Genomic DNA, 22,176 nt, shown 5'->3' with positions numbered 1-22,176 from the left:
GAGAACCACGGGGGCACACTGCGCCTGTGGTTTATCTACTAGGGTGAACGGGTACGTGAGAGCCTGGGCATACCTGACACACCCAAGAACAGGAAACTAGCTGGGGAGTTAAGGACGTCGATCTGCTATGCGATCAGGACCGGCACCTTTGATTACTCAGCGCAGTTTCCAAACTCTCCGCGAGCTGAAGTTAATGATGATCACAAACTTAAGGTGACGATTGCAGAGCTCGCAGCTAAATGGCTTTCATTGAAGGAGACGGTGTTATCCCGTAACACCCTAATGCGTTACACATCCTATATAAAGATGTGTCTGCTCATTCTTGATGATACTAAGCCAGTCTCTTCACTCACGCATGAGAATCTATTGTCTTAGCGGCATGAGCTCCTGGCTGGCTATCAGCTCGTTGGAAAAACACTTCAGCGCTCTCATAAAAAAGGCCGCTCCGTGAGAACGGTGAATGCCTACATGTCGGTCATGATTGAAATTATGAAGTTTGCTGAGAGAAATAACTATATCCGCGGGTCAGTCATCTCAGACCTAAGGCCGCTGAGAAAATCGGAGGCAGAACCGGATCCATTGACTAAGGATGAATCCATTCGTTTGTTAGATGCAACCACTCATGAGCAAATCCGGAACCTCTGGGCTCTGGCAGTAATTACGGGAATGAGACATGGTGAGTTGTGCGCTTTAGCGTGGGAGGACATCGATACTGTCAACTGGACGGTAAGAATCAATTGCAACCTGGCAATTTCTGATCACTTTACGTCACCCAAAACAGAAAGTGGCATCAGGACCGTAAATCTCACCACGCCAGCCATAAAGGCACTCAAAAGTCAGATGCAATTAACGCGGATACAGACGCAGCGTGAGGTAATTGTTAACCTGCGCGAGTACGGTAAAAAGCGAAAAGAGCTCTGCACCTTTGTTTTTCATCCGTCTGTTTCTGCAAGGCATCAGACTAAGAGCTTCTGTTACATCCCGAGTTCATTGGCTGCGTCATGGAATAATCTTCTAAAGCGTGCCGGAATCCGTCACCGCAAAGCATATGAGTCACGCCATACTTTTGCATGCTTGGCTTTAAGCGCCGGAGCTAACCCGAGCTTTATTGCAAACCAGATGGGGCATACAAATGCACAAATGGTTTTTACTGTGTATGGAAAATGGATGTCCGAACATGACGTTGATCAGATCGCTTTGCTTAATACAAATTTTGACTTTAATGCCCCTCCCATGCCCCACAAGAGAGTGGCTGGAATATAAATAATATATATCTCAGCCACGTATACCCAAGTTAGTGCTTAATGATGTAGAGCGTACGGCTGTAGGCCACATCTTCCGGGTTGGTGATCGGATAGCCCTTCAGCCACGGCTTGATCAACCGCGCGTTGGTGTACTGGTAAATCGGCGCAATCGGCGCTTTGCTGGCGATGATCTGCTCCGCTTCGTTGTAATCCGCATTGCGGGCTTCCGGCGTATTTTCCTGTGTCGCCTGGTTAAACGCTTTGTCATAAGCCGCATCGCTAAAACGCGGAATATTGCTGCTGCTGTTGGAGGTCAACACCGAGAGAAAGGTCGATGGCTCGTTATAATCCCCAACCCACGAGGCGCGAATAACATCGAAATTGCCGCTGTTACGGCTGTCGATATAGGTTTTCCACTCCTGGTTTTGCAGCTTCACCTCTGCGCCAAGGTTTTTCTTCCACATCGACGCCACCGCAATAGCAATCTTTTGATGGTTCTCAGAAGAGTTATAGAGCAGCGTCAGCTTCAACGGGCGCTGCGGACCGTATCCTGCCGCCTGCAACAGAGTTTTCGCCTGCGCGTTGAGCTCGGGCTGGCTCATCTGTTCAAACGGCGACGGCTTTGGTGTAAACCCGGCGGTCACATCCGGAGTAAAGCGCCAGGCCGGTTTCTCGCCGCTGCCCAACACTTTCTCGGTAATCACCCGGCGATCGATAGTTAAGCTCAACGCCAGGCGCACGCGCGCATCTGCCGTCGGCCCCTTCTGAGTATTGAACGCGTAGTAATAGGTGCCCAGCTGCGGAGGCGTATAGACCTGACCCGGGATCTCTTTTTGCAGCTTCTGGTAGAGGTTTTTCGGGAAAGATTCGGTGATATCAACGCCATTCGCCAGATAGCGTTTGGTGGCAGCAGATTCCTGATTGATCGGCACAAAGGTCACCTTATTGATCACCGTTTTGCCATCGTCCCAGTACTGTTTATTACGCGCCAGCTCCAGCTTTTCATTCACCACGCGGTCAGTCAGCACAAATGCGCCGTTACCGACCAGATTGCCGGGACGCGTCCACTCTGCGCCGCTCTCGACGTTCTTTTTCTGCACCGGATAGAGCGCAAAACTGGCCGCCAGGTTCGGGAACCACGGCAGCGGCTTATCAAGCTGCACGCGCAGCGTTTTTGCATCCACCGCGCTGACGCCCAGTTTATCAACTGCCATTTTGCCATCGGTAATCGCTTTCGCATTGCTGATACCCGCTAACGCAGCGAAGCCAGCAAATGGGGACGTGGTTTGCGGATTAACCAGCCGCTGCCAGCTGTAGACAAAATCCTGCGCCGTGACCGGCGTGCCGTCGGACCAGCGGGCATCATCACGCAGCGTAAAGGTCCAGATGCGGTTATCGCTGCTCTGCCAGCTTTTCGCCACGCCGGGAATGATTTCACCCTTCTCATTCTGATTGACCAGACCTTCAAACAGGTCACGGATCACCTGAATTTCCGGCAGGCCAACGGCTTTTGCCGGATCGAGCGTTGCCGGCTCATCTTTGAGGTGGCGCACCACGTCTTGTTTTTCCGCAAGCGGGGTTCCCGGCGGCACATCCGCTGCAAACACGCTGACAGATAAGCCGCACAGCGCCAGCGCGCAGCAAAGTTTTGAAAATCGGTATGTCATGAAAGCCCCTTGTGATGTGCCACATCCCGCAAAAAAGATGCGGTAATTATTTGTTTTAGCTCTAAGGAATGCAAACTCATACATCAGGAAAATGATTTGCGTCGCACCGCTTTATATCCAACACTTGGTTTATTCAACGCAGAAACAGGTAAACCTATGCCAGCGACACGTCCGCGCTCTTTACGGGGAAACTTTGCCGACAGCCGTCAGCAGTATGGCGAGTCCCTGCTCGGTGCCCCGCTTTTCTGGTTTCCGGCACCGCTGGCAACGGCAAGAAGCGGGCTGATTATTGCCGGTACGCACGGGGACGAAAACGCCGCCATGGTCGCCCTCTCCTGCGCCATGCGCACGCTCAAGAGCGATCTGCGCCATCATCACGTGGTGCTGGCGGTCAATCCGGATGGTTGTCAGCTTGGTTTGCGCGCTAACGCCAACGGCGTCGATCTCAACCGTAACTTTCCGGCGGCAAACTGGAAGGCGGGCGAGACTGTTTATCGCTGGAACAGCGCGGCGCCCGAGCGGGATGTGGTGTTGCATACGGGGGCGGCTCCGGGTTCCGAGCCGGAAACCCGTGCGCTCTGTCAGTTAATTCATCGCCTGCATCCGGCGTGGGTGGTCAGCTTTCACGATCCGCTGGCCTGCGTCGAAGATCCGCGCGAAAGCCCGCTCGGCGAGTGGCTGGCGCAGGCTTTTTCGCTGCCGTTAGTCAAAAGCGTCGGGTATGAAACGCCCGGCTCCTTCGGCAGCTGGTGTGCGGAGATCAACCTGCCCTGCATTACCATGGAACTGCCGCCGATCTCAGCCGATGCCGCCAGCGAAAACTATCTTGCGGCAATGACCTCGCTGCTTTGCTGGGATGCTGAAAGATGAAGCTCGCCAGTGGAGAAGCGCAGCGACGGCTCGACATCCACCGCCAGCCAGGTGGGGCCATCAAGATCGGCGAAGCGCACGCCATTAACCAGCGGCAGCGCAGCCGAAATGGCGCGTGACGTGCAGATCATGCAACCGAGCATCAATCCGAAGCCGCGCTCGGCGGCTTCATGAGCCAGTGCCAGCGCTTCGGTCAGCCCGCCGGTTTTATCCAGCTTGATGTTGACCATCTCATAGCGCCCCTGCAGCGCATCGAGGCTTTCGCGCGTGTGGCAGCTCTCATCAGCGCAGATCGGTAACGGGTGGATAAAGTTGATCAGCGCCGCGTCTTCGCCAGCAGGCAGTGGCTGCTCAAGCATCGCCACACCTAAATCAGCCAGCAGCTGGCAGCGCGCGGCGAGTCCTTCGCTGTGCCACGACTCGTTAGCATCGACAATCAGCGTTGCCTCTGGCGCGGCGGCGCGGATCGCCACCAGCCGCTCGCTAATAAGATGATCATCAAGTTTGATTTTAAGCAACCGGGCGCCGGTTTCGCTCAGTGCCGCCGCGCTGGCAGCCATCTGTTCTGGTGTGCCGATCACCACCGTTTGCGCGGTGATGACGGTTTCCGGCAGGGTTACGCCGGTATAGTGCGCCAGCGAACGCCCCGCTTTGCGCGCCGCCAGGTCCCACAGGGCGCAATCGACGGCATTGCGCGCCGCACCGGGCGGCAACAGGGTTTGTAGCGCTTCACGGCTAAGGCGGTTTTGCAGCTGCGGCACAATGGTCATGATTTGCGCCATCACCGAGGCCTCGCTCTCGCCGTAGCGCGCGTAAGGGGTACATTCGCCAACCGCTTTGATCCCGTCCTCTTCCAGTTCGACCACCACGACTTTCGCTTCACTGCGCGCGCCGCGCGAAATCACAAACGGCGAATGCAGCGGCCAGGTTTCCTCATAAACGTTCACATTTCTCATACATGCTCCTTTGACGGAATGTAAACCAGTATAGATACGAAAATTGGTTTGCCGTGGTCTCGAACGATGGCATAAACTAGCGCCGACGTTAACTATATGTAAACAGGAAGCTATTATGTCGCAACTCGTTCATTTTCAGGGCAACCCGGTTCCCGTTGCTGGCGCTATTCCGCAGGTTGGCGCAAAAGCGCAGCCGTTCACGCTTGTCGCTAAAGATCTTTCCGATGTTGCGCTGAGCCAGTTCGCCGGTAAGCGCAAAGTGCTGAACATTTTCCCAAGCATCGATACCGGTGTTTGCGCCGCTTCCGTGCGCAAATTCAATCAGCTGGCGACAGAGGTGAACAACACCGTTGTACTATGCATCTCTGCCGACCTGCCGTTTGCCCAGTCCCGCTTCTGCGGTGCGGAAGGCCTGAGCAACGTGATCACCCTCTCTACCCTGCGCGGTGCAGATTTCCTCGACAACTATGGCGTCGGTATCGCCGACGGCGCGCTGAAAGGCCTGGCTGCACGTGCGGTCGTGGTGCTTGATGAGAACGATACGGTCATCTTCAGCGAGCTGGTGAATGAGATCACCAACGAGCCGGATTACACCGCTGCACTGGACGTGCTGAAAGGCTAATCGCGTCTGGAATGAAACAGGCCGGATAAGCGCTTACCGCTATCCGGCCTTTTTTTATCGCTACAACGTTACTCGTCGCTCTTCTTCTGGCTTAAGCCATACTCCCGCAGCTTGTTAGCAATCGCCGTATGCGAAACGCCGAGGCGCTTCGCCAGCTTGCGCGTGCTGGGGTAGTTTCGATAGAGCTGGGTTAACACCGAGCGCTCGAAGCGGCTGGTGATATCATCCAGCGATCCCTCCATTGCATCATCCCCGACCGGCAAGGTAGCCGCATCGTAATCCGGCAGCTGAATATCCTGCGCGCGCAGTTCATACCCCTCCAGCTGGGTTAAGGCGCGATAGATGGCGTTTTTCAACTGGCGCACGTTGCCCGGCCAATTATAGCGGCTAAGCAGCTGCGTCAAATCGTGGGCAAGTTTCGGCCGCGGCAAACCCTGCTCATCGGCAAAGCGCGCAACAAACAGTTCGGTAAGCGGCACGATATCCTGCGGGCGGTCGCGCAGCGGCGGCAGATTGAGGGTCAGCACGTTCAGGCGGTAGTAGAGATCTTCGCGGAACAGCCCCTTCTGCACCAGCTCCACGAGGTTACGCTGCGTCGCGCAGATGACCCGCACATCAACGTGTACTTCGTGATCCTCGCCAACGCGGCGGAAAGTACCGTCATTGAGGAAACGCAGCAGTTTCACCTGCATACGCGGCGACATCTCGCCAATCTCATCCAGCAGCACTGAACCGCCGTTTGCCTGCTCGAAAAAGCCCTTTTTGCCTTCCGGCGCATGGCCAAACAGCTCGCTTTCGACAGACTCTTCAGGAATCGAGGCGCAGTTCAGCGCCAGATAAGGTTTTGCCGCGCGCGGGCTGGAAAGGTGGCAGGCGTGCGCCAGCAGATCTTTCCCGGTACCGGTATCGCCAGTAATCAGCAGCGGTGCGGTGAGCATCGCCAGCTTGCGCGCCTGCTCAATAACCTGACGCATTTTCGGGCTGACGGCGACAATCTGGCTGAACGCGCTGACATCCTGCTGGCTGATATTTTGCAGCTGGCGGCCCATCCGCGCCGTCGAGCGCAGCATCACTACTGCACCGGTCAGCACCGCTTCGCCGGTTTCCCCTTCCAGGTGCACTGGCGTGATCTCCATCAGGAAGTTCTGCCCGCCGATCACCACATGTTCGTTATGCGAATGCTGCGGATTGCCCTCCAGCCAGCGCTGGAAGTTGAAACCGGTGATTAATTGAGCCGCATTATGGTTGAGCAGCTTATCCGGCTGTTGACCAAAGAGCTGCGCGCTGGCGGCGTTTGCCAGCTCGATTTTGCACTTCATGTCGAGCGACAGCACCGGTTCCGGCAGCGCTTCAAGCAGCGCGCTCATCGCGCGGTGTTCGCGCTCGGAGGGCATCCATAGCACGGTGCGGACGTCGGTGACGCCCTGAATACGGCGGATCTCCGCCATCAGGCTGCTGAAGCTGTTAAAGTCGAGCGCGGCGAAATTGAGGTAGATACGCCCGATGGGATCGATCTCAATGCCGCGCAGATCGATACCGCGCAGCACCAGCAGATCAAGTAATTCGCGTGTCAGACCAAGCCGGTCCTCACAAAAAACTTCAAGACGCATGGGAACCTTCACCCTTATTCATTCACGTAATGAAAGGATGATATGCCACTTAACGGTCGGCAGGAAGATGTCTGTCAACAAATATTGACAGCCTGCGGAAAAAAGCGGCGCGGCGGCGTAAAGATAAGCGCGCAGCGCCTGCTTTCTAACCGGCTGTGCCGGAGGATTTGCCTTTCTGTAGCGTCTCTTTGACCTGGGTTATCAGCTGACGGCGGAAATCGCCCAGACGGGGTTTGTCACCATCGATCCACGGCAGCGGGCGGCAAAGCTCCATTGCTTTAATACCGAGGCGTGCGGTAAGCAGCCCGGCACCGATCCCCTGCGCTGCGCGGGCTGAAAGCCTTGCTGCCAGATCCTGCGACATCCAGTCCATTCCCACCTCGCGCACCAGTTCGCTGGCACCGGCAAAAGCCATATTCAGCAGCACCAGGCGGAAAAGACGCAGGCGGCTGTAATAACCCAGCTCAATACCATTGAGCGCGGCAATGCGGTTAATTAAGCGCAGATTGCGCCAGGCGATAAACGCCATATCGACCATCGCCAGCGGGCTGACGGCAATCATCAGCGTCGACTCCGCCGCCGAGCGGCTGATTTCACGCCGCGCCTGCGCATCCAGCACCGGCTGCACCAGATGGGCGTAGAGCGTAACGATTTCGCGATCGCTCTGGGTTTCATGGATCGCCGCGTACCAGCGCTGTAAAGCGGGATGAGACTTATCCAGCCCCGCCTGCTGCGCCAGCTTTTCGCAAAAGGCACGCCCTTTGCCGGTGCCGTGGCTCTGCAACAGTTCGCGGGCTTCATCGCGCTCGTGCGCGCGCTGACGTAAACGCCAAAGCCGCCGCCACTCGCTGGCAATCGATCCGACACCTGCGCCAACGATCAGCGTCCCCGCCGCGCAGCCGCCAAGGGCTACCCAGTCATGAGTCTGCCAGGCATTCATCGCCCACTGCACGCCCTGACCAATCACGGTAATACCGGCCAGCGCCAGCCCGGCGGTGACCATTTTGCGCCATAACGTGCGCTTCGGGCGCAGCGCGGCTTCAACCACCGCTTCCGCCTGGCCCTCTTCGGGCAGTTCCTCAACGGCGACCGGCGCAAATTTCTCGGCGGCGAGAGCGTCAAAGCGCTGCGCCTGTTTAAACTGCTCCTGCGCTGGCGTCTCCAGCGGCCCGGTGAAATCGATACGCGGTTTTAGCGGCTCGGTCATCGCAATTTATCTCCCAGTAAAAACTCCAGCGCGGCATCCAGCCGGATGTGCGGCAGCGGCGAATCGACATCCATCACCTGCGGGCGAAACGCCTCAAAATTAAAGCCCTGCTTTTCCCAGAACGCCTGCCCCGGCAAGCGCGCTGGCACTTCGCCGGGATAGAAGGTGAGCGGCGAACCGTCGCTTAATCGGTGACCGCGTAACGCCGGGATCGTCTCGCCGTTAACCTCAATCAGGCCGCTCTGCGTCGCCTGAATGGAAGCCAGCCCCATACAATCCATGCTGATGCCTTCAAAGGCGGCGTTTTGCCACGCGTCCTGAATCAGCTGTTGCAGGAGCGACACCATATTGGCGTGCTGATCAACGGTGATGTGATCCGCCTTGGTGGCGGCAAAGAGCAGCTTATCGATCACCGGCGAAAAGAGGCGGCGAAACAGCGTCCGCTGTCCATAGTGGAAACTCTGCATCAGTTGAGTAAGCGCGAGACGCATATCGTTAAAGGCCTGCGGGCCGTTGTTGAGCGGTTGCAGGCAGTCAACCAGCACGATCTGGCGGTCAAATTTCAGGAAGTGGTTTTTATAAAAGCCTTTTACTACGTGGTCGCAATAGTACTGGTAGCGTTCGCGTAGCATCCCGGCGTTGGTATGCCTGTCGGCCTGCGCCAGCTTCGCCTCGCCGGTGCCGTCGACATCCGGCCACGGGAAGAACTGCAATGCCGGTGCGCCTGCCATATCGCCCGGCAGCACAAATCGCCCCGGCTGGATAAAGTGCAGCCCTTCGCGCTTGCACTGGTGCAGGTACTCAGTCCAGGCGGCGGCAATCTCTGCCAGCCGGTTCTCATCGGCGGGCGCAAGCGGATCGAGCCCGGCGCAGAGCGCGCGCCACTTCTCAGACCACGCCTGGCGCTGCCCGGTAAGCAGGCTGGTCATCTGCCGCGACCAGCTCAGGTAATCCTGCGCCAGCATCGGCAGATCGAGCAGCCATTCGCCCGGGTAGTCGACAATTTCCAGATAGAGAGTGGAGGTTTCTTTAAAGTGACGTAACAGCGAGTCGCGGGAGCGAAAGCGCAGCGCGAGGCGGATTTCACTCACGCCGCGCGTCGGGGTTGGCCACACCGGGGGCGAGCCGTAAAGCTGAGCCAGCCCTTCATCGTAGGTAAAACGGGGAATACCGAAATCACGCTGGGGAACGCGTTTAACGCCGAGTAAGCGCTCTTCACGCACCGCGCTGAACAGCGGCAGGCGTGCGCCCGTGTGAATTGAGAGAAGTTGGTTAACCAGTGCGGTGATAAATGCGGTTTTACCGCTGCGGCTAAGGCCGGTCACCGCGAGACGGAGATGCTTGTCCATGCCGCGGTTGACCAGCGAGTTGATTTCGTTTCGTATTCGTTCCATCGCCATGCGTATGCGCCCTTAAATCCGGAAGAGTCCTGCTCACTATGAGATATGGGCGGCGACGCAATTGTCAACGCTTACGCGTAACAGGCTTGTTATCAAAGCGGCGGGAGAGCTTATTCGCCGCGCGCTTGAGAAGCGGCTCCAGTGCGAATGCCAGCACCATTTTCAATGGTCGACGGGCAACGGATTTCACCGCCCAGCCCGCCACGCCCGCAGGTCCAACGCGCAGAGCGGTCAGCAACATCAGTTTGCCGACCAGCTTGAGGCCGGGTTTGACATTGCGGTTTACCTGTTGCCAGTGTCGATTCATATTCACCTCTTAAAGCTGACGAAAACGGCTACGCAACGAGAACGTATCGGATGTGACATAACGCTCCATCTGGCGCAAACGGCTTTCACCGGCGGCCAGTTGCGCATCTACCGCATCCAGCAACTCGCTGTTGCTGGCGGGCACCTCACCTTCAGTGTAGTTATCCGGCAGCGGGTCGAGCGCAAAATAGAGCGCGATATAGGCAACGACGACAAAGAAAAAGAGGCCAAACAGCATCGCCAGCACGGTGACGATACGCACCAGTCTGACCTGGATATCGAGATATTCCGCGATACCGGCGCAGACGCCGCCGAGCTTACCGCGCTGCGGAATACGCCATAATTTTTTATTCAGATTGAGGGTAGCCATCAGCGATCTCTCCAGTTTGGATGTTCTGCATCCAGAATATCTTCCAGCGCCTGAATGCGTTCGCGCATCCGCGTTGCTTCATCCGTCAGTTGCAGCAAACGTTGCTGCTCGTTCTGGTTAAGCGCGCCGCGTGAAGCGCGGTTGTTGTAGTGCAGCCATAACCAGACCGGTAAAACAAACAGAATGAATAACGTCAGGGGTATAGCCAGAAAAAGCGTGCTCATGTGTACTCCTTACAGGGATGCCAGCGGCATCTTCTGATGCCGCCGCTCGTTATTATTGGTTGTCCTGTTTCATTCTGGCTTTCAGTTGCGCCAGTTGCTCGCTGATTTCATCATCTGCCTGCAGATCGGCAAACTGCTGATCCAGCGATTTTTGCTTACCAAAACCGTGGCTTTCCGCTTCGGCTTCCATCTGGTCGATACGACGCTCGAAGGACTCAAAGCGCGCCATCGCTTCATCCATTTTGCCGCTGTCGAGCTGACGGCGCACATCGCGCGAGGAGCTGGCAGCCTGGTGACGCAGCGTCAGCGCCTGCTGGCGAGCGCGGGTTTCGCTCAGTTTGTTCTCCAGCTCGCCAATCTCTTTCTTCATGCGCGCCAGGCTTTCGTCAACCAGCGTCACTTCCTGCTCCAGCGTTTCGATAAGCGTGGTCACTTTCTGTTTTTCGATCAGCGCCGCACGCGCCAGATCTTCTTTCTCTTTACGCAGCGCCAGTTCGGCTTTTTCCTGCCATTCAGCCTGCTGCGCGCTCGCCTGCTCAATACGGCGCGTTAACTGTTTCTTTTCAGCCAGCGCACGTGCAGAAGTGGAGCGCACTTCAACCAGCGTATCTTCCATCTCCTGGATCATCAGGCGGACCAGTTTTTGCGGATCTTCCGCTTTCTCCAGCAGCGAATTGATGTTGGCGTTCACGATGTCGGCAAAACGAGAAAAAATACCCATAATCTAATCCTCTTGATTTCTGTTATCGGGCTGAGCCCTGCTGCCTGATTAATACAATCTCCGTGCCAACTTTTCATCTGCTTGATTATAAAGGGAATGAATGATTTTACGTTAACCATAACTTAGACTAGAGTGGTTAAAGAGACCAACTTGTGGCGAATTTCATCATGGCAGAACAGAAAGATAACCTTCTTGGCGAAGCCAACAGCTTTATTGAGGTGCTGGAGCAGGTTTCCCGCCTTGCGCCGATCGATAAACCAGTACTGATTATCGGCGAGCGCGGCACCGGTAAAGAGCTGATTGCCAACCGCCTGCACTATCTCTCCTCCCGCTGGCAGGGGCCGTTTATCTCCTTAAACTGCGCGGCGCTGAATGAAAACCTGCTCGACAGCGAGCTGTTTGGTCATGAAGCGGGCGCCTTTACCGGGGCGCAGAAGCGCCACCCTGGCCGTTTTGAGCGCGCCGACGGCGGTACGCTGTTTCTGGATGAGCTGGCAACCGCGCCGATGCTGGTGCAGGAGAAGTTGCTGCGGGTGATTGAGTATGGCGAGCTGGAGCGCGTCGGCGGCAGCCAGCCGTTACAGGTTAATGTGCGGCTGGTGTGCGCCACCAACGCCGATCTGCCGCAGATGGTGCAGGAAGGAACCTTTCGCGCCGACCTGCTCGACCGGCTGGCCTTTGATGTGGTGCTGTTACCGCCGCTGCGCCAGCGCCAGAGTGACATCATGCTGATGGCTGACCATTTCGCCATCCAGATGTGCCGTGAATTGCATATGCCGCTTTTTCCGGGTTTTACCGGGCATGCCCGCGACGTGCTGATGAATTATGGCTGGCCGGGAAACATCCGCGAGCTGAAAAACGTGGTGGAGCGATCCGTCTACCGTCACGGCAGTAGCGACACGCCGCTGGACACCATTATCCTCGATCCTTTCCGCCGTGATGTGAGTGAGAAAGCGCCAGTGCCGAGGCAAGAAAATAGCGCAACTTCGCTGCCCGAACTGCCGCTGGATCTGCGTCAGTTTCAGCTCGATCAGGAGAAAAGCCTGCTCGAGCAGAGCCTGCAACAGGCAGAATTTAATCAGAAACGGGCGGCAGAGCGGCTTGGTTTAACCTATCACCAGCTGCGCGCCCTGCTGAAAAAGCATCAAATACGCTGAAATCGTCGACAATAACAGCAGTTGTCCGCAGACATTTGTACGTAGCCCAGGTAAGTGCGATACACTTTGCCCATTACTTTAAAACCGTTGAAAAAATCATGCGTCTGGTTTTCTCTTCCCTGCTTTTCACCGCACTGCTGGCGACCGGTACGGCTCAGGCTGCACCTCTGCCCGCCGCCGCGCCGGATATCCGCGACAGCGGCTTTGTCTATTGCGTGAATGGCCAGGTTAATACCTTTAACCCGCAAAAAGCGAGCAGCGGGCTGATTGTCGACACCCTCGCCGCGCAGCTCTATAGCCGCCTGCTGGATGTTGATCCTTATACTTATCGTCTGGTGCCGGAGCTGGCAGAGAGTTGGGAGGTGCTGGATAACGGCGCGACCTACCGTTTTCGCCTGCGCAGCGGCGTCAATTTCCAGCATACCGCGTGGTTCACCCCCACCCGCACGCTGAATGCCGACGACGTGGTCTTTACTTTCCAGCGCATTTTCGATCGCCACCATCCGTGGCATAACGTCAATGGCGACAGCTTCCCCTATTTCGACAGCCTGCAATTTGCCGACTCGGTGGAGAGCGTGCGTAAGCTGGATAACCGCACCGTCGAGTTTAGCCTGAAAAAACCGGATGCCTCCTTCTTATGGCACCTCGCCACCCATTACGCCTCGGTGATGTCGGCAGAGTATGCCGCGCAACTGCAAAAAATTGATCGTCAGGAGCTGATTGACCGCCAGCCGGTCGGCACCGGGCCGTTCCAGCTGGATGAGTATCGCGCCGGGCAGTACGTTCGGTTACAACGTCACGAAAAGTTCTGGCTCGGCAAGCCTTTGATGCAACAAGTGGTTGTTGATCTTGGCTCTGGTGGCACCGGACGTTTATCAAAACTGCTCACCGGCGAGTGCGATGTGCTGGCGTGGCCCGCTGCCAGCCAACTGACCATTTTGCGTGACGATCCGCGGCTGCGTTTAACCCTGCGTCCGGGGATGAACATCGCCTATCTGGCATTCAATACCAACAAACCACCGCTCAACAATCCGGCAGTGCGCCACGCGCTGGCGCTGTCGATCAATAACCAGCGCCTGATGCAGTCGATTTACTACGGCACGGCAGAGACCGCAGCGTCGATCCTGCCTCGCGCTTCGTGGGCGTACGATAACGATGCCAAAATTACCGAATATGACCCGAAACAGGCACGCGAGCGCCTGAAAGCGCTGGGGCTGGAGAACCTCACCCTGCAATTATGGGTGCCAACCAGCTCGCAGCCCTGGAACCCCAGCCCGCTGAAAACCGCCGAACTGATTCAGGCGGATATGGCGCAGGTGGGCGTGAAAGTGGTGATTGTGCCGGTTGAGGGGCGCTTCCAGGAGGCGCGCCTGATGGACATGAATCACGATTTGACGCTCACCGGCTGGGCCACGGACAGTAACGATCCGGATAGCTTCTTCCGCCCGCTGTTGAGCTGTGCGGCGATTGATTCGCAAACCAACTTTGCCCACTGGTGCCAGCGCGAGTTTGATGAGGTGCTGCAAAAAGCGCTCGCCTCGCAGCAGCTGGCGTCGCGCATCGATGAGTATGATGAGGCCCAGCAGATCCTCGCCCGCGAACTGCCGGTGCTGCCGCTCGCCTCCTCCCTGCGCTTGCAGGCGTACCGGTACGATATTAAAGGCCTGGTGCTGAGCCCGTTCGGCAGCGCCTCTTTCGCTGGCGTGTCGCGGGATAAAAAAGAGGTGTCGCCGTGATTATTTTTACTTTGCGTCGTTTGCTGTTGCTGCTGGTCACCCTCTTTTTACTGACCTTTGTCGGCTTCAGCCTGAGTTACTTTACCCCCCATGCGCCCTTGCAGGGCGCGACGCTGTGGAATGCGTGGATCTTCTGGTTTAACGGCCTGCTGCACTGGGATTTTGGCGTCTCGAGCATTAACGGACAGCTAATTTCCGAGCAGTTGCAGGAAGTTTTCCCGGCGACCATGGAGCTCTGTATCCTCGCCTTTGGCTCGGCGTTACTGGTTGGTATTCCGGTAGGGATGCTGGCGGGCGTGATGCGCGGCCGCTGGCAGGATAAAGCTATTAGCGCCGTCGCGCTGCTCGGCTTCTCCATTCCGGTCTTCTGGCTGGCGCTGCTGCTTACCCTCTTCTTCTCTCTTAATCTCGGCTGGCTGCCGGTCTCCGGGCGTTTTGATCTGCTGTATGAAGTGAAAACTGTCACCGGTTTTTCGCTGATTGATGCCTGGATTTCCGACTCGCCGTGGCGCGATGAGATGCTGATGAGCGCCCTGCGCCACGTCATCCTGCCGGTTGTAACGCTGGCGGTGGCACCGACCACCGAAGTGATCCGCCTGATGCGTATCAGCACCATTGACGTGTTTGAGAAAAATTACATTAAAGCGGCGGCGACGCGCGGTTTGTCCCGCTTTACTATTCTGCGCCGCCATGTGCTGCACAACGCCCTGCCGCCGGTGATCCCGCGTCTGGGGCTGCAATTCTCCACCATGCTGACGCTGGCGATGATCACCGAAGTGGTCTTTAGCTGGCCGGGGCTGGGCCGCTGGTTGATCAACGCTATCCGCCAGCAGGATTATGCCGCGATCTCCGCTGGCGTGATGGTTATCGGTTCATTAGTGATTATCGTCAATGTGCTCTCCGATATTCTCGGCGCGCTGGCGAACCCGTTAAAACATAAGGAATGGTATGCCTTACGATAGCGTCTACAGCGAAAAACGTGCGCCCGGCGCGCTGCGTACCGCGTGGCGCCACTTTTATGGCGATCCCACCGCGATGATCGGCCTTTATGGCTGCGGCGCGCTGGCGCTGCTCTGCCTGTTCGGTCACTGGTTCGCCCCTTACGGCATCGACCAGCAATTTCTTGGCTACCAGCTTCTGCCGCCGTCGTGGTCGCGCTATGGCGATGTGTCGTTTTTCCTCGGCACCGACGATCTCGGCCGCGATGTGTTAAGCCGCCTGCTGAGCGGCGCGGCGCCTACCGTTGGCGGCGCGTTTCTGGTTACGCTTGCCGCCACGGTGTGCGGGCTGCTGCTCGGCGTTTTTGCCGGAGCGACGCACGGCCTGCGCTCGGCGGTGCTGAACCATATTCTCGATACCCTGCTCTCGCTGCCAACCCTGCTGCTGGCGATTATTGTCGTCGCCTTTGTCGGCCCGCATCTCTCCCATGCGATGTTTGCCGTCTGGCTGGCGCTGCTGCCGCGCATGGTGCGCTCGGTCTACAGCCTGGTGCATGACGAGCTGGAAAAAGAGTATGTTGTTGCCGCCCGTCTTGATGGCGCGTCGACGATGAATATTTTGTGGTACGCCATTCTGCCGAATATCACTGCCGGTATGGTGACCGAGATTACCCGCGCGCTGTCGATGGCGATCCTTGATATTGCCGCGCTCGGCTTTCTCGATCTCGGCGCGCAGCTCCCCTCCCCGGAGTGGGGCGCGATGCTGGGCGATGCGCTGGAGCTGATTTATGTTGCGCCGTGGACGGTGATGCTGCCGGGCGCGGCGATTATGGTGAGCGTACTGCTGGTTAACGTGCTGGGCGACGGCATTCGTCGCGCCATCACTGCGGGGGTGGAGTAATGCCGCTTCTTGATATCCGTAACCTGACCATTGAAGTCAAAACCGGCTCTGAATGGGTGAAAGCGGTCGACCGCGTCAGCCTGACCCTCGCCGAGGGCGAGATTCGCGGGCTGGTGGGTGAATCCGGCTCCGGTAAGAGCCTGATTGCGAAAGCGATCTGTGGCGTTACCAAGGATAACTGGCGCGTCACGGCGGACCGGATGCGCTTTGATGATATCGACCTGATGCGTCTCTCGGCGCGCGAGCGGCGCAAGCTGCTGGGCCATAACGTGTCGATGATTTTCCAGGAGCCGCAATCCTGTCTCGATCCCTCCGAGCGTGTCGGCAAGCAGCTGATGCAAAACATCCCGCGCTGGACCTTTAAAGGCAAATGGTGGCAGCGCATGGGCTGGCGCAAACGCCGGGCGATTGAACTACTGCACCGCGTCGGCATTAAAGATCATAAAGATGCGATGCGCAGTTTCCCTTACGAGCTGACGGAGGGCGAATGTCAGAAAGTGATGATCGCCATTGCGCTGGCCAACCAGCCGCGTCTGCTGATTGCCGATGAGCCAACCAACGCCATGGAGCCGACCACCCAGGCACAGATTTTCCGCCTGCTCGACCGGCTGAATCAGAACAACAACACGACCATCATCTTGATCAGCCACGATTTGCAGATGCTGAGCAAATGGGCCGACCGTATCAATGTGATGTACTGCGGGCAGACGGTTGAGACCGCGCCGAGCGAAGATCTGATCGCCACGCCGCATCACCCCTATACCCAGGCACTGATCCGCGCTATTCCCGATTTTGGTAGCGCGATGCCGCATAAAAGCCGCCTGAATACGCTGCCAGGCGCGATCCCGCTGCTTGAGCATCTGCCGATTGGCTGCCGCCTGGGGCCGCGCTGCCCCTATGCCCAGCGCAAATGTATTGAAACGCCGCGGCTTGCAGGTCCGCGTAATCACCTGTTTGCCTGCCATTTCCCGCTGAATATGGAGAGTGAGTGAGATGGTTGAAACCTTGCTTGAAGTGCGCAACCTGAGCAAAACCTTCCGCTACCGCACCGGCTGGTTCCGCCGCCAGACCGTTGAAGCGGTGAAGCCGCTCAGCTTTACCCTGCGCGAACGGCAGACGCTGGCGATTATTGGCGAGAACGGCTCCGGAAAATCGACGCTGGCGAAAATGCTGGCAGGGATGATCGCGCCCACCGCCGGCGAACTGGTGATTGACGATAAGCCGCTGCATTACGGCGATTACACCTTCCGCAGTCAGCATATCCGTATGATTTTTCAGGATCCGACCACCTCGCTTAACCCGCGTCAGCGGCTGTCGCAGATCCTTGATTTTCCTCTGCGTCTCAACACCGATCTGGAGCCGGAAGCGCGGCGTAAACGCATCCTGGAAACCCTGCGCATGGTCGGCCTGCTGCCGGATCATGTCAGCTACTATCCGCACATGCTGGCTCCGGGGCAGAAACAGCGCCTTGGGCTGGCGCGTGCGCTGATCCTGCGCCCGAAAGTGATTATTGCCGATGAAGCGCTGGCCTCGCTCGATATGTCGATGCGTTCGCAGTTAATCAACCTGATGCTGGAATTACAGGAGAAACAGGGTATCTCTTATATTTATGTCACCCAGCATATCGGCATGATGAAACATATCAGCGATCAGGTGCTGGTGATGCATCAGGGGGAAGTGGTGGAGCGCGGCAGCACCGCCGATGTGCTCGCCTCGCCGCTGCACGATCTCACAAAACGCTTAATTGCCGGTCATTTTGGCGAAGCATTAACCGCCGACGCCTGGCGAAAAGACCGCTGAAACAAACCTTTCAGTGGTCGGATTAACGGAGACGGCGACTCATGATAGAATCGCCGCGTTTTAACGACGCTCGCCCCAACAGAGCCGCGAGCGCCACAACAATGAATATAAGGATTAAAGCTATGGGTTTTCTTTCCGGTAAGCGCATTCTGGTGACTGGCGTAGCCAGCAAACTCTCCATCGCATACGGCATCGCGCAGGCTATGCATCGCGAAGGCGCGGAGCTGGCGTTCACCTACCAGAACGACAAGCTGAAAGGCCGTGTTGAAGAGTTTGCCGCCCAGCTGGGTTCCAGCATCGTGCTGGAGTGTGATGTGGCGCAAGATGAGAGCATCGACGCCCTGTTTACTGACCTGGCGAAAGTCTGGCCGAAATTTGACGGCTTCGTGCACTCCATCGGTTTCGCACCGGGCGATCAGCTGGACGGCGACTATGTTAACGCCGTAACCCGTGAAGGCTTCAAAATTGCCCACGACATCAGCTCCTACAGCTTTGTAGCGATGGCTAAAGCCTGCCGCGAAATGCTGAACCCGGGCTCCGCGCTGCTGACCCTCTCCTACCTGGGCGCAGAGCGTGCTATCCCGAACTACAACGTGATGGGCCTGGCGAAAGCGTCTCTGGAAGCGAACGTGCGCTATATGGCGAACGCGATGGGTCCGGAAGGCGTGCGCGTCAACGGCATCTCCGCGGGTCCGATCCGCACCCTGGCGGCTTCCGGTATTAAAGACTTCCGTAAAATGCTGGCACACTGCGAAGCGGTTACCCCGATCCGTCGCACCGTGACCATCGAAGACGTCGGCAACTCTGCGGCGTTCCTCTGCTCTGACCTCTCTGCCGGTATCTCCGGTGAAGTGGTTCACGTCGACGGCGGTTTCAACATCGCTGCGATGAACGAGCTGGAAATCAAATAATTCCTCAATGCCCCTTCTGCCGAAGGGGCGTTTTTTTATGCCTTTCTGATATTTGTTATCACCTAACAATCTTTTATCCCGCCTCCCCCTTACGCCAGGATTAAGCAGCACCACCGATCCGGCAAGCTAAGACCTGACGTCGTCCCCGGATCGCCACTTTGAGACCAAGGAACGACCATGGAACAACGCCGGATTGCAGGCAAAAGCCACTGGTATCATGAGACCCAGTCAAGCGCCAGCCGGGTACACGCGCTACCGTTGGTTCCCGAAGCCGCTACCGTTAATGACCCCTTTCTGCTCGACCTCACTGTGCCGGATGATCTGCATGGCGATGTCGAGGCCATTGCCGCGCCCGCGCGCAAACTCTACGCCCTGCTCTTTCCGCAGCGGATACAGACCACGCGGCTGCGAACCTTCAGCGCCTACGATCGACTCAGCACCGCGCTCACCGTGGCGCAGGTGTTTGGCGTCCAGCGTTTGTGCAACCACTACGCCGCACGGCTTGCTCCTCTGGCGGCCCCCGATTCATCGCGCGAGAGCAACTGCAGGCTGGCGCAGATCACGCAATATGCGCGTCAGCTTGCCGCTTCGCCGTCGGTGATTGATACCCGGGCCCGCCAGCAGCTTGAAGAGGTGGGCCTGACGCTGTTCGATATTGTGCTCTTCAATCAGATTGTCGGGTTTATCGCCTTCCAGGCGCGGGTACTCGCTATTTTGCAGGCGCTGCTGGGGCAATCGGTGCGCTATATTCCCGGCATGGAGACTCAACCGCCCGCCGACGCCAGCCTGTTTGCCGATGAAAACGCGGGCTGGCAACCGGCGATTGAGGGGGTTGACCCGCGTGTATCAAACGCCGCGCAGATGGGCTCCCTTGCCCACTGGCAGCCGCTGCCCGAGCTGCGCCAGCTTGCGCCGCTGCTGGCGCATGAGCATCTGCTGCTCAACGAGCTGGGCGAGATTTGCCAGCAGGTGAACGCCATTACGCCGAATAAAACTCTGGGCTGGCTGGTCGGAGCCTCAACCGCGCGCATCAACGGCAGCACCGGCTGTTTTGCTGAACGTCTGCAACGTGGCGTTCATGCTGCCGGGCTGCGGGAAGCGCTGCGCCAGGGCGAACCTGCCCTCAGTGCGTTTCTGGCGGATAACGATAAAGAGCGCGCGCTGGTGCAGGCGGTGCAAATGCTGACCTGCGCGCCGGACAGATTCAGCCCGGCTCAGCTTGCAGCGCTCTCGAAGGCGGGTTTTAGCCCCCAGGCAGCATTCAGCCTGCTGCTGCGCTGCGCCCTGTGCGGCTGGATCAACCGGCTGAAGATCGCCCTCGGCGAGCCTGCGGCGTGAAGGCAGAAACGGGGCGGCGCGCATAGAGATTTTGCTGAAACAGCGCTTGCTGCAACAGGCGGAATCGCGTAAAACTGTCAGCCGCTCTTTTAGCCACGAAAATAGATGATTATGCTCCAGGATAACCCGCTGCTCGCGCAGCTTAAACAGCAGCTCCACTCTCAGACACCGCGTGCAGAAGGTGTTGTTAAAGGCACCGAGAAAGGCTTCGGATTTCTGGAAGTCGATGCTCAAAAAAGCTATTTCATCCCGCCGCCGCAGATGAAAAAAGTGATGCACGGCGATCGGATTGTTGCCGTTATTCACACGGAAAAAGAGCGCGAAAGCGCGGAGCCGGAAACGCTGGTCGAGCCTTTTCTGACCCGTTTCGTGGGTAAAGTGCACAAAAAAGATGACCGTCTGTCGATTGTGCCGGATCATCCTTTACTCAAAGACTCCATCCCCTGTCGCGCCGCGCGTGGCGTGGAGCATGATTTTAAAGAGGGTGACTGGGCGGTCGCCGAGATGCGCCGTCACCCGCTGAAAGGCGATCGCGGTTTCTACGCGGAACTCACGCAATTCATCACCTTCTCTGACGACCACTTCGTGCCGTGGTGGGTAACGCTTGCCCGTCACAACCTCGAGAAAGAGGCGCCGAACGGCGTGGCGACAGAGATGCTCGATGACGGATTGCAGCGTGTCGATCTGACCGCGCTTGATTTCGTCACCATCGACAGCGCCAGCACAGAAGATATGGATGATGCGCTTTACGCCGAAGAGCTGGCCGACGGCAAACTGCAACTGACCGTAGCGATTGCCGATCCTACCGCGTGGATCGCCGAAGGCAGCAAGCTTGACGATGCGGCGAAAATCCGCGCCTTCACCAACTACCTGCCGGGCTTCAACATTCCGATGCTGCCGCGCGAACTCTCTGACGATCTCTGCTCCCTGCGCGCTAACGAAGTGCGTCCGGCGCTGGTCTGCCGCATGACGCTGGACAGCGACGGCACCATTGAAGAGAACATTGAGTTTTTCGCCGCCACCATCCAATCAAAAGCCAAACTGGCCTATGACGATGTCTCTGACTGGCTGGAAAACCGCGGCGAGTGGCAGCCAGGTAGCGACGCCATCGCGTCGCAGATCCGTTTGCTGAAACGCGCCTGCGATTTGCGCGGCCAGTGGCGTCAGACCCATGCGCTGGTGTTTAAAGATCGTCCGGATTACCGCTTTGTGCTCGGCGAAAAAGGCGAAGTGCTGGATATCGTTGCCGAGCCGCGCCGCATTGCCAACCGCATCGTTGAAGAGTCGATGATTGCCGCCAACATCTGCGCTGCGCGCGTGCTGCGCGACAAGCTGGGCTTTGGTATTTACAACGTCCATTTAGGTTTCGACCCGGCGAACAGCGAGCAGCTGGTGGCGATGCTGAAAACCCACGGTGTCGAAGTGAAGGCTGACGAGGTGCTGACGCTGGAAGGCTTCTGCAAACTGCGCCGCGAACTCGACGCGCAGCCGTCCGGCTTCCTCGACAGCCGCATTCGTCGCTTCCAGTCCTTCGCCGAAATCAGCATCAACCCAGGCCCGCACTTCGGTCTGGGGCTGGATGCCTACGCAACCTGGACCTCGCCGATCCGTAAGTATGGCGATATGGTCAACCACCGCCTGCTGAAAGCGATCATCAAAGGTGAAACGCCGGTGCGTCCGCAGGATGAGACCACCTTGCAGATGGCCGAGCGCCGTCGCCTGAACCGTATGGCCGAGCGCGATGTCGGCGACTGGCTCTATGCCCGTTTCCTGCAAAACAAAGCCGGCACCGACACCCGCTTCGCAGCGGAAATCATCGATGTCAGCCGCGGCGGCATGCGCGTTCGCCTGGTGGATAACGGTGCGGTCGCCTTTATCCCTGCCCCGTTTATTCATGCCGTGCGTGATGAGCTGGTGTGCAGCCAGGAGAGCGGTACCGTGCAGATCAAAGGCGAAGTGGTGTTCAAAGTGACGGATGTTATTGATGTCACCATCGCTGAAGTCCGCATGGAAACCCGCAGCGTGATCGCCCGTCCGGTTATGTAACGCTTCTGCTATACGCTCCTTCCCGTCCGGGAGGGAGCGCTTTTCTGCCGATATATTGCGCATTTTTAAGCACTTTCCCTCCCACAAATAGCGAAAACCGACCACACTTCTCATCAGGCAGCGGTTTGTTTACCGCCCACATTTGCGTGCGG

Annotated in this window: 20 protein-coding genes and 1 pseudogene; 12 read left to right on the top strand and 9 right to left on the bottom strand. The window is 57.6% G+C overall.

Annotation, left to right across the window (positions count from 1 at the left end):
* Nucleotides 1-63 precede the first annotated feature (63 nt).
* Nucleotides 64-1,263, top strand: a pseudogene (locus EH164_RS10935) (tyrosine-type recombinase/integrase).
* A 31-nt stretch (nt 1,264-1,294) separates the two neighbouring features.
* Here EH164_RS10935 and EH164_RS10930 read toward each other — a convergent pair.
* A complete protein-coding gene (locus tag EH164_RS10930) occupies nt 1,295-2,911 on the bottom strand; it encodes an ABC transporter substrate-binding protein (protein ID WP_124968226.1) in 1,617 nt (538 codons plus the stop codon).
* Between the two features lie 156 nt (nt 2,912-3,067).
* Between EH164_RS10930 and mpaA the strand changes: the two genes are divergently transcribed.
* Nucleotides 3,068-3,781, top strand: coding sequence for a murein tripeptide amidase MpaA (gene mpaA / locus EH164_RS10925; RefSeq protein ID WP_124968225.1), 714 nt, complete (start codon nt 3,068-3,070; stop codon nt 3,779-3,781).
* Here mpaA and ycjG read toward each other — a convergent pair.
* Nucleotides 3,733-4,737 carry an L-Ala-D/L-Glu epimerase gene (gene ycjG / locus EH164_RS10920; protein WP_124968224.1) on the bottom strand — a complete coding sequence of 335 codons (1,005 nt, stop codon included), beginning with the start codon at nt 4,735-4,737 and terminating at the stop codon, nt 3,733-3,735. The genes mpaA and ycjG overlap by 49 nt on opposite strands.
* Nucleotides 4,738-4,852: 115 nt before the next feature.
* Here ycjG and tpx point away from each other — a divergent pair, with 115 nt between their 5' ends.
* Nucleotides 4,853-5,359, top strand: coding sequence for a thiol peroxidase (gene tpx / locus EH164_RS10915; RefSeq protein ID WP_023478815.1), 507 nt, complete (start codon nt 4,853-4,855; stop codon nt 5,357-5,359).
* A gap of 68 nt (nt 5,360-5,427) precedes the next feature.
* Here tpx and tyrR read toward each other — a convergent pair whose 3' ends face one another.
* The 7 genes from tyrR to pspA form a co-directional block, all read right to left on the bottom strand.
* The gene (tyrR, locus tag EH164_RS10910; RefSeq protein WP_124968223.1) at nt 5,428-6,969 is read right to left on the bottom strand and encodes a transcriptional regulator TyrR; all 1,542 of its coding nucleotides are present in this window, start codon (nt 6,967-6,969) and stop codon (nt 5,428-5,430) included.
* Between the two features lie 145 nt (nt 6,970-7,114).
* Nucleotides 7,115-8,176 carry a TIGR01620 family protein gene (locus EH164_RS10905; RefSeq protein WP_124968222.1) on the bottom strand — a complete coding sequence of 354 codons (1,062 nt, stop codon included), beginning with the start codon at nt 8,174-8,176 and terminating at the stop codon, nt 7,115-7,117.
* Nucleotides 8,173-9,570: a YcjX family protein gene (locus tag EH164_RS10900; protein ID WP_124968221.1), complete on the bottom strand. Its 1,398-nt coding sequence runs from the start codon at nt 9,568-9,570 to the stop codon at nt 8,173-8,175. The genes EH164_RS10905 and EH164_RS10900 overlap by 4 nt, the downstream gene beginning before the upstream one ends.
* Before the next feature lie 70 nt (nt 9,571-9,640).
* On the bottom strand, nt 9,641-9,883 hold the full coding sequence (gene pspD, locus EH164_RS10895) for a phage shock protein PspD (protein WP_023478580.1): 243 nt from the start codon (nt 9,881-9,883) through the stop codon (nt 9,641-9,643).
* A 9-nt stretch (nt 9,884-9,892) separates the two neighbouring features.
* On the bottom strand, nt 9,893-10,252 hold the full coding sequence (gene pspC, locus EH164_RS10890) for an envelope stress response membrane protein PspC (protein ID WP_094419804.1): 360 nt from the start codon (nt 10,250-10,252) through the stop codon (nt 9,893-9,895).
* The gene (pspB, locus tag EH164_RS10885; protein WP_023478697.1) at nt 10,252-10,476 is read right to left on the bottom strand and encodes an envelope stress response membrane protein PspB; all 225 of its coding nucleotides are present in this window, start codon (nt 10,474-10,476) and stop codon (nt 10,252-10,254) included. Before pspB ends, pspC begins: the two co-directional genes overlap by 1 nt.
* A gap of 52 nt (nt 10,477-10,528) precedes the next feature.
* Nucleotides 10,529-11,197, bottom strand: coding sequence for a phage shock protein PspA (pspA, locus tag EH164_RS10880; RefSeq protein WP_124968220.1), 669 nt, complete (start codon nt 11,195-11,197; stop codon nt 10,529-10,531).
* Between the two features lie 152 nt (nt 11,198-11,349).
* Between pspA and pspF the strand changes: the two genes are divergently transcribed.
* The 9 genes from pspF (at nt 11,350) to EH164_RS10835 (ending at nt 22,024) form a co-directional block, all read left to right on the top strand.
* On the top strand, nt 11,350-12,354 hold the full coding sequence (gene pspF, locus EH164_RS10875) for a phage shock protein operon transcriptional activator (protein ID WP_164483615.1): 1,005 nt from the start codon (nt 11,350-11,352) through the stop codon (nt 12,352-12,354).
* A gap of 98 nt (nt 12,355-12,452) precedes the next feature.
* Nucleotides 12,453-14,090, top strand: a complete 1,638-nt coding sequence (gene sapA, locus EH164_RS10870; RefSeq protein ID WP_124968218.1) for an ABC transporter substrate-binding protein SapA — start codon at nt 12,453-12,455, stop codon at nt 14,088-14,090.
* A complete protein-coding gene (gene sapB, locus EH164_RS10865; RefSeq protein WP_124968217.1) occupies nt 14,087-15,052 on the top strand; it encodes a putrescine export ABC transporter permease SapB in 966 nt (321 codons plus the stop codon). Before sapA ends, sapB begins: the two co-directional genes overlap by 4 nt.
* Entirely contained in the window at nt 15,039-15,929 is an 891-nt protein-coding gene (gene sapC, locus EH164_RS10860; RefSeq protein ID WP_023478710.1) for a putrescine export ABC transporter permease SapC, read from the top strand. The genes sapB and sapC overlap by 14 nt, the downstream gene beginning before the upstream one ends.
* Nucleotides 15,929-16,921 (top strand): putrescine export ABC transporter ATP-binding protein SapD, encoded by a 993-nt coding sequence (gene sapD / locus EH164_RS10855; protein WP_023478893.1) that lies wholly within the window; start codon nt 15,929-15,931, stop codon nt 16,919-16,921. The genes sapC and sapD overlap by 1 nt, the downstream gene beginning before the upstream one ends.
* A 1-nt stretch (nt 16,922) precedes the next feature.
* Complete coding sequence (sapF, locus tag EH164_RS10850) at nt 16,923-17,729, top strand: peptide ABC transporter ATP-binding protein SapF (RefSeq protein WP_023478701.1); 807 nt, start codon at nt 16,923-16,925, stop codon at nt 17,727-17,729.
* Nucleotides 17,730-17,851: 122 nt separating this feature from the next.
* Entirely contained in the window at nt 17,852-18,640 is a 789-nt protein-coding gene (gene fabI / locus EH164_RS10845; protein WP_023478625.1) for an enoyl-ACP reductase FabI, read from the top strand.
* A 177-nt stretch (nt 18,641-18,817) separates the two neighbouring features.
* Complete coding sequence (locus EH164_RS10840; RefSeq protein ID WP_124968216.1) at nt 18,818-19,978, top strand: carboxymuconolactone decarboxylase family protein; 1,161 nt, start codon at nt 18,818-18,820, stop codon at nt 19,976-19,978.
* A 111-nt stretch (nt 19,979-20,089) separates the two neighbouring features.
* Nucleotides 20,090-22,024, top strand: coding sequence for an exoribonuclease II (locus EH164_RS10835; protein ID WP_124971391.1), 1,935 nt, complete (start codon nt 20,090-20,092; stop codon nt 22,022-22,024).
* Nucleotides 22,025-22,176: the final 152 nt, after the last annotated feature.

This window comes from Kosakonia sp. CCTCC M2018092, from assembly GCF_003864115.1.
Classification (GTDB): Bacteria; Pseudomonadota; Gammaproteobacteria; order Enterobacterales; family Enterobacteriaceae; genus Kosakonia; species Kosakonia cowanii.
The sequence above is the reverse complement of the archived record's forward strand: the minus strand, read 5'-3'. Positions and strand labels throughout refer to the sequence as shown.

Coding starts and splice junctions, on each gene's coding strand:
- fabI (WP_023478625.1), top strand. CDS start 17,852: ATGGGTTTTCTTTCCGGTAAGCGCATTCTGGTGACTGGCGTAGCCAGC.
- sapD (WP_023478893.1), top strand. CDS start 15,929: ATGCCGCTTCTTGATATCCGTAACCTGACCATTGAAGTCAAAACCGGC.
- pspD (WP_023478580.1), bottom strand. CDS start 9,883: ATGAATCGACACTGGCAACAGGTAAACCGCAATGTCAAACCCGGCCTC.
- sapA (WP_124968218.1), top strand. CDS start 12,453: ATGCGTCTGGTTTTCTCTTCCCTGCTTTTCACCGCACTGCTGGCGACC.
- tyrR (WP_124968223.1), bottom strand. CDS start 6,969: ATGCGTCTTGAAGTTTTTTGTGAGGACCGGCTTGGTCTGACACGCGAA.
- sapF (WP_023478701.1), top strand. CDS start 16,923: ATGGTTGAAACCTTGCTTGAAGTGCGCAACCTGAGCAAAACCTTCCGC.
- mpaA (WP_124968225.1), top strand. CDS start 3,068: ATGCCAGCGACACGTCCGCGCTCTTTACGGGGAAACTTTGCCGACAGC.
- ycjG (WP_124968224.1), bottom strand. CDS start 4,737: ATGAGAAATGTGAACGTTTATGAGGAAACCTGGCCGCTGCATTCGCCG.
- sapC (WP_023478710.1), top strand. CDS start 15,039: ATGCCTTACGATAGCGTCTACAGCGAAAAACGTGCGCCCGGCGCGCTG.
- pspC (WP_094419804.1), bottom strand. CDS start 10,252: ATGGCTACCCTCAATCTGAATAAAAAATTATGGCGTATTCCGCAGCGC.
- pspB (WP_023478697.1), bottom strand. CDS start 10,476: ATGAGCACGCTTTTTCTGGCTATACCCCTGACGTTATTCATTCTGTTT.
- EH164_RS10840 (WP_124968216.1), top strand. CDS start 18,818: ATGGAACAACGCCGGATTGCAGGCAAAAGCCACTGGTATCATGAGACC.
- pspA (WP_124968220.1), bottom strand. CDS start 11,197: ATGGGTATTTTTTCTCGTTTTGCCGACATCGTGAACGCCAACATCAAT.
- EH164_RS10900 (WP_124968221.1), bottom strand. CDS start 9,570: ATGGAACGAATACGAAACGAAATCAACTCGCTGGTCAACCGCGGCATG.
- tpx (WP_023478815.1), top strand. CDS start 4,853: ATGTCGCAACTCGTTCATTTTCAGGGCAACCCGGTTCCCGTTGCTGGC.
- EH164_RS10930 (WP_124968226.1), bottom strand. CDS start 2,911: ATGACATACCGATTTTCAAAACTTTGCTGCGCGCTGGCGCTGTGCGGC.
- EH164_RS10905 (WP_124968222.1), bottom strand. CDS start 8,176: ATGACCGAGCCGCTAAAACCGCGTATCGATTTCACCGGGCCGCTGGAG.
- EH164_RS10835 (WP_124971391.1), top strand. CDS start 20,090: ATGCTCCAGGATAACCCGCTGCTCGCGCAGCTTAAACAGCAGCTCCAC.